Here is a 13,963-nt window from a genome sequence, read left to right on the forward strand (position 1 = left end):
AACCCGCATCAGTCGCAGTCAGTAGTATCGCTGGCACAGTCAGGGTGTGCCGGTTTTGATTAACTAACCCTGTATCCCCTGACGATACCTGTTTGAGAACATAAATATATGACTATGGAAAATTTTGCCCAGTTGCTGGAAGAAAGTTTCACCTTACAAGAGATGAATCCCGGCGAAGTCATCACCGCAGAAGTTGTTGCCATAGACAATAATTTCGTCACTGTGAATGCCGGTCTGAAATCAGAATCTCTGATTGAAGTGAGCGAATTTAAAAATGCAGCGGGCGAGATTGAGGTTAAAGTTGGCGATTTTGTCACTGTAACTATTGAATCTGTGGAAAATGGTTTTGGTGAAACCAAACTGTCACGTGAAAAAGCCAAACGTGCGGCTGACTGGATCAAGCTGGAAGAAGCCATGGAAAATGGTGAAATTCTGTCTGGCGTGATCAATGGTAAAGTCAAAGGCGGTCTGACCGTCATGATTAACAGCATCCGCGCATTCCTGCCTGGTTCGCTGGTAGATGTACGTCCGGTTAAAGACACCTCTCACTTTGAAGGCAAGGAAATTGAATTCAAGGTAATCAAGCTGGACAAACGTCGTAACAACGTTGTGGTTTCCCGCCGTGCAGTATTGGAAGAAACCTTAGGCGAAGAACGTAAAGCATTGCTGGAAAACCTGAAAGAAGGTTCGGTAGTGAAAGGTATTGTGAAAAACATTACCGATTACGGTGCATTCGTTGATCTGGGTGGTATTGATGGCCTGCTGCACATTACTGATCTGGCTTGGCGTCGTGTTAAACATCCAAGTGAAGTACTGGAAGTTGGTCAGGAAGTAGAAGCCAAAGTATTGAAATTCGATCAGGAACGCAGTCGTGTTTCTCTGGGTCTGAAACAGTTGGGTGAAGATCCATGGAATGGTCTGGCGCGTCGTTATCCGCAAGGTACCCGTCTGTTTGGTAAAGTAACCAATCTGACTGACTACGGTGCATTTGTGGAAATCGAACAAGGCATCGAAGGTCTGGTACACGTTTCTGAAATGGACTGGACTAACAAGAATGTTCATCCTAGCAAAGTAGTTCAGATGGGTGATGAAGTAGAAGTGATGATTCTGGAAATTGATGAGGATCGTCGTCGCATCTCTCTGGGCATGAAACAGTGTCAGGCTAATCCATGGCAGGAATTCGAATCCAACCATGAAAAAGGCGATAAAATCAAAGGTGTAGTGAAATCCATTACTGATTTTGGTGTGTTTGTAGGTCTGCCTGGCGGTATTGATGGTCTGGTTCACCTGTCTGACCTGTCGTGGACTGATGGTGGTGAAGAAACTGTACGTCAGTTCAAGAAAGGTGAAGAAGTTGAAGCCGTAGTCTTGGCTATTGATGTTGATAAGGAACGTATTTCTCTTGGCGTGAAACAGTTGGCTGGTGATCCGTTCAGCAATTATGTCAGCGTAAATGACAAGGGCAGTATCGTAACCGGTAAAGTAAAATCATTGGATGCCAAAGGTGCTGTTATTGCACTGGCTGATGATGTTGAAGGCTATCTGCGTGCATCTGAAGTTTCAAACGATCGTGTTGAAGACATTCGCAATGCTCTGAAAGAAGGCGATGATGTTGAAGCTGTGATTACTACCGTAGATCGCAAAAACCGCAATATCAATCTGTCAATCAAAGCCAAAGATGCACAGGAAAACAGTGCAGCTTTACGTTCATTATCTGCTAACAATGCCACTGCCGGTACTACCAGCTTGGGTGACTTGTTAAAAGCAAAATTATCTGGTGAAAGTGAATAAGGGGTTATGACGAAGTCAGAGTTAATGATTCGTTTGGCGGAGCTATATACTGCTAATAATGATAGCACTGTATTAAATGCCAAAGATGTTGAGCAAAGTATCAAGATTCTCGTTGATACTATGACTCGTGCTTTAGCTAAAGGCCAGCGAATCGAAATTCGCGGATTTGGTAGCTTTGATCTGAATCATCGCCCAGCTCGTATTGGCCGTAACCCCAAAACAGGTGAAAAAGTATCGGTACCAGAAAAATATGTGCCGCACTTCAAGCCTGGCAAGGAGTTACGCGAACGCGTTGATAATGCGCTACAGTCTGCGAATAAGTAATACGTTTTACTTGAGATAGACGTTAACGCCGCAGTTTCTGCGGCGTATTTTTATTTTAGGGTGGTCGAATGTTTAGTGGGTGTGCTAAGGTTACGTCTTTTAACTTTTGCCATATATAATCTTAATTTCCAGAATAAATTCTATAATATGACCACACTCGTCTTTGTTGCTCCCGAATTTAATAATCAAAGTCCCCTGACCTGGTATCAGACTGCAGAACAGCAGCCGGGGTTCATTCATGATGCTGCCCAGTTGCAAGCAATCAAACAGCTAGACAGGCTTTGGGCTGAGTTGATGATGTTCAAACGTAAGCGTAACCGCTTTTTAGGGCGCAGTTTACGTTCACCACGCGCGCCCAAGGGTTTATATATGTATGGAGGAGTCGGGCGTGGCAAAAGTTTTTTAATGGATGTATTTTTTGGCTGCTTACCTTACCGACGCAAACGTCGGGTGCATTTCCATGCATTTATGGCAGAAGTACAACAACGCCTGAAAGATCATCATAGTCAGGCCAACCCATTAAATGCAGTGGCGCAGGACATTGCACGTGAAGTTAGAGTATTGTGTTTTGATGAATTCCACGTCAGCGATATTGCCGATGCCATGATACTGGGACGTTTACTGGAAGGTCTATTCGAGCAGGGAGTAGTTATGGTGGCTACATCAAATTACGCTCCGGCCGAACTTTATCCCCAAGGTCAGAATCGTTCTAGTTTTTTGCCTACTATTGCATTAATTGAAAGAGAATTGAGTATTCTGAATGTGGATGGTGGGGAAGACTATCGCATGCGTACGCTTAAGCCCGCAGATGTATTTTACATTCCGGCAGATGCAGCCAGTGAAGTAAAACTTGAGCACCTGTTTCACAACATTAATGGTCAGCAGCAGATAATAGGGGGAGAAATTGAAATACTGGGACGGAAGCTGGCATATAAAGCCATTTCTGAAACAACAATCTGGTTTGATTTTAAAGCTTTATGTTGTGGGCCGCGTTCGCAGAATGACTATCTTGAGCTGGCAAAACGGTTTCGCGTATTGATTTTGTCTGATATACCTAAAATGGGTTCTGGCCAAATGGCAGAAGCGCGTCGCCTCACGTGGCTGATTGATGTACTGTATGATTACCGTATCAAGCTTTGCGCCAGTTGTGAAGTAGCTATAGATGATATCTATACAGAAGGTGATTTTGCAAAAGAGTTTACCCGCACAGCCAGCCGTCTTACCGAAATGCGTTCGGAAGAATATTTAACCTTGCCACATCTGACACTGGATAAAGACGCAGCCGATACAGGAAAAGATATTAAATAAAGCTGAATTTTGTTAAAATGACTAAATCTATTTTTGTGATAAATTTTTGTGTCTGTATGCAAAAATTTAATATATTTAACATGGTGGAAAAAATATGACTATCGAACGCACATTATCTATCGTTAAACCGGATGCCGTGGCTAAAAATGTTATCGGGCAGATTTATAGCCGTTTTGAAAGCAATGGCCTGAAAATTATTGCTGCTAAAATGAAACATCTATCTAAAGCCGAAGCCGAAGGCTTTTATGCTGTACATAAAGAACGTCCTTTTTTTGCTGATCTGGTTGATTTTATGATCAGTGGCCCTGTGATGATTCAAGTACTGGAAGGTGAGGGTGCAGTGGCAAAAAACCGTGAATTGATGGGTGCTACTAATCCTAAAGAAGCTGCTGCCGGTACCATCCGCGCTGATTTTGCTGACTCAATTGATGCCAATGCAGTACATGGTTCTGACAGTCTTGAAAATGCTGCTACTGAAATTGCATACTTCTTTGCTGCTGAAGAACTATACGCGCGCTAAGGTTATAGGTAAGCTTATAGAATTAGTCCACCTGAAAACAGGTGGGCTAATTTATAATTAAAATGCAACTAGGAGAAACAAAAGGTATAGCAGGAATTTGTGTGTGTGAAGTTCAAACGGGTGAACCCCAGCAAGAATTTGGACGTCATTGTTTAAAACCTTGACGAATACGTTATTCGTTACGTTTGGCATATTGGCGAAACGGGTTGTGAAGTTTCACCACATTGTGACAGTTTTGATAAAATTGGCACGCATATTATCTATTTTAATATTTCTGCTGATTGGAAAGTTGAATGGGATGATTCTATTTTAGCTCTTGGTGGCAAAAAAACAGCGAAAACCAATCCTGATATAACTGAGTTTGAAATTATAGAAGCTTTGATATACGCGATAACAGTAGTTTTTTATTTAAACATACGGTTGATGGCAGACATGCTATCGAAGTTTTAACTTGCCCTCCTAATCATTACTAGCGCCTGTTTAACGTCATTGTACATAAAGAAGAAAACTGAAGAAACATTGAAAAAATTATGGCATTGCCTGTTTAGTAAAAATTAAATAATTGTATAAATTGTTGAATAAATTTGAATTATCAGCATAATGACTTGATTGGATACTAATTGTTACCGCCATTTCCTAATTTTATTGTATTACCCTGATGAAAACCAATTTGCTAAATTTTGATTTACCCGGTTTAACTGCCCATTTTGCACAGATGGGAGAAAAGCCTTTTCGTGCCAGACAAGTTATGCGCTGGATGCACCTCGGCGGTGTGGCCGATTTTACTGATATGACTGATCTGGCCAAATCCTTACGTCACAAATTACTGGATAATGCCGAAATAAAAGTGCCGGATTTACTGTTTGAGCAAAAATCTGTTGATGGTACATGCAAATGGTTGCTGGATGTTGGCACAGGTAATGGTGTGGAAACAGTTTTCATTCCAGAAGATACACGCGGAACTTTATGTATTTCTTCACAGATAGGTTGTGCATTGGAGTGTTTGTTCTGTTCAACTGGAAGACAGGGATTTAACCGTAATCTGACTACTGCAGAAATTATTGGTCAGTTATGGTGGGCGAATAGAGCACTTGGTGTAACGCCCAAAGATGAAAGAGTTATTTCTAATGTGGTCATGATGGGGATGGGCGAGCCTTTAGCCAATTTTGATAACGTGGTAACTGCATTGAGTATTATGCTGGATGATCATGGCTATGGTCTATCGCGTCGTCGCGTAACAGTATCTACTTCAGGCATGGTGCCACAAATGGATCGTTTGAAAGAAGTGATGCCGGTGGCTCTGGCTATTTCACTACATGCATCCAATGACAAGGTGCGTGACCAGCTTATTCCATTGAATAAGAAGTATCCACTTAGCCAGCTAATGGCTGCCTGTCAGCGCTATCTGGTTAAGGCACCACGTGATTTTATTACTTTTGAGTATATTATGCTCAAGGATGTCAATGATAATCCGGAGCATGCCCGCGAATTGATAGAGCTGGTTAAGGATGTACCGTGTAAATTTAATCTGATTCCGTTTAATCCATTTACCAATTCAGGTTTTGAACGTTCCACAAATGAACGTATTCGTGTATTTCGTGAAATATTGCAGGAAGCCGGTTTTGTTGTTACGGTTAGAAAAACTCGTGGCGATGATATTGATGCAGCATGTGGTCAGCTAGCCGGAAAAGTGAAAGACAAAACACGTCGTCAACAAAAATGGCAACTTGTACAGGGGTGATTTGATGAAAAAAATAGGATTAACTTTATTGTTTGCACTGGTATTATCTGCTTGTGCGAATCAGAGCATGAATAAGAAACCAACTGCTGCTCAGCGGGCTCGTGAAATTGCACAAATCAAAACTCAACTGGCAATTGAGTATATGAAAACTCAAAATTATCGTCAGGCAGTAGAGGCAATTGATGAAGCATTAAGAAGCAATAGTAGTTCATTTGATGCCTGGTTGATACGAGCGCAGATATGGCAATATTTAAAGGAACCGGCCAAAGCTGAAGAAAGCTTTCAGCGTGCGCTGTCGATAGCACCTAATAGTGCTGAAGTAAACAACAATTATGGCTGGTTTTTATGTGATGGTTTGAAGAGGCCTAATGCTTCAATAGCTTATTTTGATAAGGCGTTGACAGATCCAACATATCCAACACCGGAAATTGCCCAGTTTAATAAAGGTATTTGTAGCAGCCGCATGGGACAGTATCAGCTTGCTAATAGTTATTTTGAGCGTGCTCTGGCTGCCAATCCGAATTTTATTGCTGCAAAAAAAGAAATGGCTCGTAATAATCTACTGTCAGGCAGCACATCAGAAGCAAATTATCTATTCAGGCAGTATCAAAGTCAGATAAACAAATTATCTGCCGATGATTTATTGCTGGGGTGGAGAATTGAAAGGTCTTTAGGTAATGTGCAGGCTGCCTATGAATATGAGGCTCAACTGCGTAATAATTTCCCTTATTCTGCTGAATTAGAGCAGGTTTCTACAGGAAAATTCTGATGAATGAGCAAACCAAAAACCCCGAATCCGGCCAAAATGCCGCAGTTACTCTGGGAACAATACTTGCACAGGCACGAAAGCAGAGAGGCTTGTCTGTCGGAGAGGTTGCTGAGCGCTTGAAATTGCCAGCCAGACAGATTGAGGCAATGGAGAGTGGCAGTTATAAAGGTTTGCCCGAGGCGGTATTTATCAAAGGTTTTCTGAGTTCATATGCCCGTTTGCTTGAACTGGATGAGAAAGAGCTAAAGCAATATTTACAGCAGATTTTTCCATCTGGTAATCGTCATTTGGCCGCGGAGAATTATAAAGTAGCATCTACTGAGCTGGATTTTCAGGATAGGCCGCTACGTCGTCATTTTCCACACTGGCTGATTGTTGTGCTGGTAGTTATTTTAATTGGTATTGTGGTGTATGCGTGGCAAAGTAAATCTACATCAGAAAATGCCAGACAGACAGCTACATCCAGCCAGGAGGTATCTGTACAGGCAGCTTCTATTGGCGATGTCGCTGCCAGCAATATTCGTGTCGTACCAATGACAGCCAGTGAGCAAACCAACACGCAAGCTGCTTATGCGGGTACTAATGCCAGCCAGGCTGATGGTGCCAGTACTAGCATGACGGCTTCTCCATCTGTTGTAACAGGTACAGAGGCACTAGTTATTAAACTGGAAAACAGAACATGGTTACAGGTAAGTGACAAAAGTGGCAAGATATTAATCAGCCAGATTGTCGACGCAGGAAGCACACATCAATTCAGTGGTGGTGCACCGTATAAGGTTATTCTGGGCTATACGCTGGGTGCCAGTATCCAGTTTGCTGGCAAAGAGGTTGCTATCCCACAAAATAAAAAAAGAACTGCTGCAATAACGGTAGGTGGAAATTAAAATGACGTTAGCGGGAGTACGCAGGAAAACACACCAAGTAAAAATTGATCATGCTGTAATTGGGTCTGACGCACCGGTATTGGTGCAGTCGATGACCAATACCGATACTGCTGATGCTGAGCAGACTGCCTGTCAGGTTAAAGCTCTGGCAGATGCCGGTTCCGAGCTGGTGCGGATCACGGTAAATTCACCTCAGGCTGCTGCCAAAGTGGCTGAAATTCGTCTGCGTCTTAATGACATGGGTTGTAATGTTCCTTTGGTGGGGGATTTTCATTTTAATGGTGATCGTCTGCTAAAAGATTATCCGGATTGTGCGCGTGCGTTGTCCAAATACCGGATTAATCCCGGTAATGTAGGGAAAGGTGTGAAAGGTGATGAAAAATTTGCCTTTATGATTCACACAGCTGCTGAACATGATAAAGCTGTCCGCATTGGCGTAAACTGGGGTTCTCTGGATCAGGCACTGGCCAAACGCATGATGGACAGCAATCTGGCGTTATCAGCGCCACAACCAGCCGAAGCAGTAATGAAAGAAGCATTAATTGTTTCTGCACTGGAATCAGCACAAAAGGCTGAGGATCTGGGTCTGCCGGCTAACCGGATAATTTTGTCGTGCAAAGTATCAAATGTGCAGGATTTGATTGAGGTTTATCATAATCTGGCTGCGCGTTGTCTCTACCCGCTGCATCTTGGTTTAACAGAAGCCGGCATGGGCAGTAAAGGTATTGTGGCTTCTACGGCAGCTCTGGCTATTTTATTACAGCAGGGCATAGGTGATACTATTCGGGTATCACTTACACCTGAACCGGGTAGCGCACGAACACAGGAAGTGGTCGTGGCTCAGGAAATCCTGCAAACCATGGGATTGCGCTCCTTTACGCCCATGGTAACGGCCTGTCCTGGCTGCGGACGCACTACCAGTACGGTATTTCAGGAGCTGGCGCGTGATATACAGCAGTATTTACGTGAGAAAATGCCAGTCTGGCGGCTACAATATCCGGGTGTTGAAAATCTGAATGTGGCCGTTATGGGCTGCGTGGTTAATGGCCCGGGTGAAAGTAAACTTGCTGATATCGGTATTTCTTTGCCGGGTACAGGCGAAACTCCGGTGGCTCCCGTCTATATAGATGGTGAACGGAAAACCACTTTAAAAGGGGAGCATATGGCTGAAGAATTTCTGGCACTGGTAGAAGAATATATACATACCAATTATGGTGAGCAGGGTAAAAAACGGGTAACGGCAAAAGTTATCCCGATTACAGCTTTATAATAAATATTACTGTTATAGCAATTAGTTGCTGTACAGTTTCATATGGATAAAAAAATTAATTAATATGGGTCAGAAAATCCAAGCCGTTAAAGGCATGAATGATTTGTTACCAGTGGCGCAGAAAGATTTCAAACTGACATCTGCGCTCTGGCAAGCATTTGAAGATGTGGTCGTTGCATGGACGCGTAGTTTCGGCTATAGCCAGATTCGTACACCGATTGTGGAGCAAACAGGCCTGTTTGTGCGCTCAATTGGCGAAGAGACTGATGTGATTGGCAAAGAGATGTATACTTTTGCTGATTCCAACGATAAGTTAAGTCTCAGTCTGCGGCCGGAAGGCACGGCATCCTGTTTGCGTGCGGTGGTTGAGCATAATTTACTTTATAATAATCCGCAGAAATTATGGTATATGGGGCCAATGTTCCGGCGGGAACGGCCACAAAAAGGGCGCTATCGCCAGTTCCATCAGGTAGGTATTGAAGCACTCGGCTTTAATGGGCCGGATGTCGATGCCGAGCTGATTGCCATGAGTGCCAATCTGTGGGAGCGGCTAGGCATTCGTGAGCATCTGACACTGGAACTGAATACGCTGGGTAATCAGCAGGAGCGGGCTGCTCACCGTACGGCGCTAATTGCGTATCTGCAACAGCATGAGGCGATATTGGATGAAGACAGCCGGCGTCGTATGCATACCAATCCACTGCGGGTGCTGGATACCAAAAATCCTGATTTGCAGGCAATGGCCAACGCTGCACCACGTCTGATAGATTATCTGGGTAGCGAATCTCTGGCACACTATAATGCGCTGAAAAGCATGCTGGATGGCCTTGGTATTCATTATGTAGAAAATCCGCGTCTGGTACGTGGGCTGGATTACTATAATCTGACAGTATTCGAGTGGACAACAGATAAACTCGGAGCGCAGGCTACTGTGTGCGGGGGAGGCCGTTATAACGGACTGATTGAGGAGTTAGGCGGTAAACCTGCCCCAGCTATTGGTTTTGCTCTGGGTATTGAACGCTTATTATTGCTGGTACAGGAATTCGGGCAGCTTGCGGTCAACAATGCACCTGATGTGTATGTTTTACATCAGGGCGAAGGCAGTAGTCTGGTAGCAATGCAGCATACTGCTTTACTGCGTACTCAAGGGCTGAGTGTTTACCTGCATTGTGGTGAACAAAGCCTGAAAGCGCAATTAAAGAAAGCTGATGCCAGTGGTGCGGCAATTGCTGTTATCGTGGCACAGGAAGAGCAGTTAACCAATACGCTGACTATTAAAAATCTGCGTACTCATGAACAACAAACTGTTGCTGCCAGCGCAGCTTTACAGTTAATCCAACAATGGAAGAATACATAATGGTTGTACATATTCAGGATGAACAGGAAGTTGCAAATTTCAAATATTTTTGGCATCGCTGGGGGCGCTGGATTTTTGCGGTTCTGGTTGTTCTGGCTCTTGCCTATCTGGGCTATGTGCTCTATCAAAGCCATGTACGCAGTAATAATGAAAAGGCAGCGGCGGTATTTGATACTTTTGTGAGTCAGGCAGGTGCTAATAATATAGCTGAGAGTAAAAAAGCGCTGCTGCAATTGCAGCAGGAATACCCTGATACCATGAATGCTACTCAGGCTACATTAATGATGGCTGGTTCAGCTTTTGATGACGGCAAGTATGATGAGGCAATCCGTCATTTGCAGTGGGTTAAAGGCAAACAGCATGATGATTTACTGCAAACAATCGTCGCTCAGCGACTGGCTACCGTTTATTTACAACAAGGTAAATATAACGATGCTTTACAGGCGCTGGACATAAAAGTAACCAGTCAGTTTAAGCCGGTTTTGCTGGAAACCAGAGGTGATATTTTACAAGCTCAGCAGAAAAATGCCGAGGCCGTTGTTGCTTACCAGCAGGCATTAAATCTGTTAGCAAAAGATTCAGTACAACGTGAAGTACTTCAGATGAAAATCAGCAGTTTGAGTTAATCTGTTTAATTAAACCTGAAATTTCGGCCAGATTAATCCGGCGGAAATTTCAGGTTTATCGTTGTACTGAAAGAGCTTGCCACTGGCAGGCTGTTGCTGTTTTACAGCAAAGCAAAATTATCTGAAAGAATCAATATGAAACCAACGATTGTTCTGGTTGGTCGCCCGAATGTAGGCAAATCAACATTATTTAACCGTTTGACCCGCACCAAGGATGCACTGGTTGCTGATTTACCCGGATTGACTCGTGACCGTCATTATGGCCATGGCCGAGTAGGGAATAAACCTTATCTGGTGGTGGATACCGGAGGCTTTGAGCCGGTTGTAGACAGCGGTATCCTGTATGAAATGGCTCGACATACGCTACAGGCTATTGATGAGGCTGATGCGGTTATTTTTCTGGTAGATGGACGTACCGGTTTAACACCGCAAGACCAGATTATTGCCAATCGTCTGCGCCAGAGTACCCGCCCAGTGTATCTGGCCGTTAATAAAGGTGAGGGTGGCAACCGACCAGTTCTGGCTGCTGAGTTTTATGAACTGAGTCTTGGTGAACCGGTGGTTATCTCTGGTGCACATGGTGACGGCGTTTATGAGCTGATAGAAACAGTGCTGGAAACATTTCCTGATGAAGAAGAGGAAGTTGAAAACCATCATCCGGTTTTTGCAGTTATTGGCCGGCCTAATGTCGGTAAATCAACCCTCGTGAATGCCATTCTGGGCGAGGAACGGGTCATTGCTTTTGATATGGCCGGTACCACCCGTGATTCGATTCATATTGATTTTGAGCGTGGTGATAAACCGTTTACCATTATTGATACCGCCGGTGTGCGCCGTCGCGGCAAGGTTGATGATGCGATAGAAAAATTTTCCGTTATTAAGGCAATGCAGGCAATTGAAGCCGCTAATGTAGCTGTACTGGTGCTGGATGCCCAGCAGGACATCGCTGATCAGGATGCCACTATTGCCGGTTTTGCTTTAGAGGCAGGGCGTGCGCTGGTGGTGGCGGTTAATAAATGGGATGGATTGAGTGATGAGCGTAAACAGCAGGTAAAAAGGGATATTGCGCGTAAACTGTATTTTCTGGATTTTGCCAAATTCCATTTTATTTCCGCGTTGAAAGAAAAAGGAATTGATGGGCTGTTCAGCTCCATTCAGGCTGCTTATGATGCCGCAATGATTAAGCTATCAACGCCGAAAATAACCCGTGTGCTACAAAGTGCGCTGGAGCGGCAGCAACCTCCTCGTGCCGGACTGATTCGCCCCAAGATGCGTTATGCCCATCAGGGAGGCATGAATCCGCCAGTCATAGTTATACATGGTAATGCCTTGCAACATATCAGTGATGCTTATACCCGTTATCTGACACAAACATTTCGCAAAGCATTTCATTTGCAGGGAACACCTTTACGTATTCAATATAATGTAAGCAAAAATCCCTATGAAGAAAAAGACGGTAAACATGCGCAACCTCTGCGTCGAGTAAAGCTAAGTAACCGTATTGCCAAGCGTGAGCAGGTTAAACAATCGAAAAAGCAGGTAAAGCGTAAAAATAAAGTCAGTTCGAAGAAAACAAACGCGCTGTAATGTGATAGCATTGACTTTGCTTTTCTAATCGCTGTACGCGGGTGCAGCTTAGCGACAACATAATCAAAAAAACGGAGTATCCACATGAGCGCCAAAGGACAAATGTTACAAGATCCTTTCTTGAATGCACTGCGGAAAGAGTATGTGCCAGTATCAATTTATCTGGTTAACGGTATCAAACTACAAGGTCAGGTGGAATCATTTGACCAGTATGTTGTGTTATTGCGTAACACCTCAGTAACACAAATGGTGTATAAACATGCAATTTCTACGATTGTGCCTGCACGAGCAGTAAGTTTGCAGCACGAGCAGAAACCTGCATCAGCAGAGTAATTCAGTTATTCTGTTAAAGCAAAAAACCGTGGGTAACCACGGTTTTTTGCTAATGGGTCATCGATTTGGAAAATAGATTAATAACCACCACGCCAACCAGTATCAGACTAATACCCAGAATGGCTGGCATATCTAGCTTTTGCCCAAATTTGATCCAAGCTATCAGGGATACGCAGACAATACCCACGCCAGACCATACCGCATAGGCAATACCTACTGGCATGGTTTTCAGAGTTTGTGCTAGACAATAGAATGAGATTATATAACCCATAATTGAACAGATGCTGGGCATTAGCCGGGTAAAGCCATTACTCAGCTTGAGCATACTGGTTGCAAATACTTCCGCCAGTATGGCTACTGCTAAAAAAAGCCATTGATTCATGTTTATCCTTTTGTTGCTGCTTTTGCGCTTAAGCATGGCAGAAAGTAGCTGGAAAAGCTACTGTTCAGTCATATTGTCTATAGCGCGCTGTAGTATGGTTTAATAATTTTGGTCATCAGGCTGAGATATCGACAGTGTTGCCCGATGATAGAAAATTTGATTATCAGCACCAACACAATGGATTGCTGATAATTTAATTTCCGTTCTGCCATTTTTTACCAAAGAAAAAGCGGATTTATACCAGAATCCGCTTTGATACTGAACTGTTTTTGATGAGCCGTTGGCCAATCAGTTGTAAACTATTATATTCAGGCTGATTGCTTATGCTTCGTCTTCAACGCCGTAGTATTTGGTACCGATTTTAATCGTTTCTCTGCCTTGCTCACGGCGCCATGCATTGCTATCACGTAAAGAGTAGGCACAGCCGCAATACTCTTGCTGATAAAACTGCTCACGTTTGCTGATTTCAATCATGCGCTGGCTGCCACCGCCTTTGCGCCAGTTATAGTCCCAGTAAGTAAGGTCGGGATATTTTTCTGCTGCGCGTTTGCCGCAGTCGTTAATCTGCTGCATATTTTTCCAGCGGGAAATACCTAATGAGCTGGTAATAACCGGAAAGCCGTTTTCGTGCGCATATAAAGCAGTGCGTTCGAAGCGCATATCAAAGCACATGGTACAGCGGATACCGCGCTCAGGTTCAAACTCCATACCCTTGGCACGTTCAAACCAATTATCCATATCATAATCAGCATCGATAAAGGGAATATTGAATTTTTCAGCAAAGGCCTTGTTTTCATCCTTGCGAATTTCGTATTCCTTTTTCGGATGAATGTTGGGATTATAAAAATAAATGGTGTAATCAATACCAGCGGCCAGCATGGCTTCCATGACTTCACCGGAGCAGGGGGCGCAGCATGAGTGTAGCAATACCTTATTTGCGCCATTGGGAGGAGTTAATTTGGGGCGCTGTACCGCTGTGGTAACTGGTTGTGGGTTCATTGATGTGATTTCCTGTTATTTGATATTTTTCTGAAGAGATTTTAACAAAGCTGCCAGCACAACAACATAGCC

The 13,963-nt window shown here is 43.7% G+C and carries 14 protein-coding genes; 12 read left to right on the forward strand and 2 right to left on the reverse strand.

Annotated elements, in window-relative coordinates; translation table 11 throughout:
- Positions 1-108: 108 nt before the first annotated feature.
- The 12 genes from rpsA to hfq all read left to right on the forward strand — a co-directional run bounded on the left by rpsA (position 109) and on the right by hfq (position 12,510).
- The gene (gene rpsA, locus MJ764_RS00760) at positions 109-1,791 is read left to right on the forward strand and encodes a 30S ribosomal protein S1 (protein WP_239323715.1); all 1,683 of its coding nucleotides are present in this window, start codon (positions 109-111) and stop codon (positions 1,789-1,791) included.
- Positions 1,792-1,797: 6 nt separating this feature from the next.
- Complete coding sequence (locus MJ764_RS00765) at positions 1,798-2,115, forward strand: integration host factor subunit beta (protein ID WP_239323717.1); 318 nt, start codon at positions 1,798-1,800, stop codon at positions 2,113-2,115.
- A gap of 147 nt (positions 2,116-2,262) precedes the next feature.
- On the forward strand, positions 2,263-3,423 hold the full coding sequence (gene zapE, locus MJ764_RS00770; RefSeq protein ID WP_239323719.1) for a cell division protein ZapE: 1,161 nt from the start codon (positions 2,263-2,265) through the stop codon (positions 3,421-3,423).
- A gap of 94 nt (positions 3,424-3,517) precedes the next feature.
- Complete coding sequence (ndk, locus tag MJ764_RS00775) at positions 3,518-3,943, forward strand: nucleoside-diphosphate kinase (RefSeq protein WP_239323721.1); 426 nt, start codon at positions 3,518-3,520, stop codon at positions 3,941-3,943.
- A 658-nt stretch (positions 3,944-4,601) separates the two neighbouring features.
- Entirely contained in the window at positions 4,602-5,684 is a 1,083-nt protein-coding gene (gene rlmN / locus MJ764_RS00780) for a dual-specificity RNA methyltransferase RlmN (protein WP_239323723.1), read from the forward strand.
- A gap of 4 nt (positions 5,685-5,688) precedes the next feature.
- Positions 5,689-6,453: a type IV pilus biogenesis/stability protein PilW gene (pilW, locus tag MJ764_RS00785; RefSeq protein ID WP_239323725.1), complete on the forward strand. Its 765-nt coding sequence runs from the start codon at positions 5,689-5,691 to the stop codon at positions 6,451-6,453.
- Complete coding sequence (locus MJ764_RS00790; protein WP_239323727.1) at positions 6,453-7,337, forward strand: RodZ domain-containing protein; 885 nt, start codon at positions 6,453-6,455, stop codon at positions 7,335-7,337. Before pilW ends, MJ764_RS00790 begins: the two co-directional genes overlap by 1 nt.
- A gap of 1 nt (position 7,338) precedes the next feature.
- Complete coding sequence (ispG, locus tag MJ764_RS00795; protein WP_239323729.1) at positions 7,339-8,607, forward strand: flavodoxin-dependent (E)-4-hydroxy-3-methylbut-2-enyl-diphosphate synthase; 1,269 nt, start codon at positions 7,339-7,341, stop codon at positions 8,605-8,607.
- A gap of 64 nt (positions 8,608-8,671) precedes the next feature.
- Positions 8,672-9,964, forward strand: a complete 1,293-nt coding sequence (gene hisS / locus MJ764_RS00800) for a histidine--tRNA ligase (RefSeq protein ID WP_239323731.1) — start codon at positions 8,672-8,674, stop codon at positions 9,962-9,964.
- Positions 9,964-10,590, forward strand: a complete 627-nt coding sequence (locus tag MJ764_RS00805; RefSeq protein WP_239323741.1) for a YfgM family protein — start codon at positions 9,964-9,966, stop codon at positions 10,588-10,590. The genes hisS and MJ764_RS00805 overlap by 1 nt, the downstream gene beginning before the upstream one ends.
- Positions 10,591-10,725: 135 nt before the next feature.
- A complete protein-coding gene (der, locus tag MJ764_RS00810) occupies positions 10,726-12,177 on the forward strand; it encodes a ribosome biogenesis GTPase Der (RefSeq protein WP_239323743.1) in 1,452 nt (483 codons plus the stop codon).
- Between the two features lie 84 nt (positions 12,178-12,261).
- Positions 12,262-12,510, forward strand: coding sequence for an RNA chaperone Hfq (hfq, locus tag MJ764_RS00815; RefSeq protein WP_100089715.1), 249 nt, complete (start codon positions 12,262-12,264; stop codon positions 12,508-12,510).
- Between the two features lie 49 nt (positions 12,511-12,559).
- Here hfq and MJ764_RS00820 read toward each other — a convergent pair whose 3' ends face one another.
- On the reverse strand, positions 12,560-12,928 hold the full coding sequence (locus MJ764_RS00820) for a DMT family transporter (RefSeq protein WP_476749654.1): 369 nt from the start codon (positions 12,926-12,928) through the stop codon (positions 12,560-12,562).
- Positions 12,929-13,213: 285 nt separating this feature from the next.
- Entirely contained in the window at positions 13,214-13,891 is a 678-nt protein-coding gene (locus MJ764_RS00825) for an epoxyqueuosine reductase QueH (protein WP_239323747.1), read from the reverse strand.
- Positions 13,892-13,963: the final 72 nt, after the last annotated feature.

The sequence above is a fragment of the Snodgrassella gandavensis genome (assembly GCF_914768025.1).
Lineage (GTDB): Bacteria > Pseudomonadota > Gammaproteobacteria > Burkholderiales > Neisseriaceae > Snodgrassella > Snodgrassella gandavensis.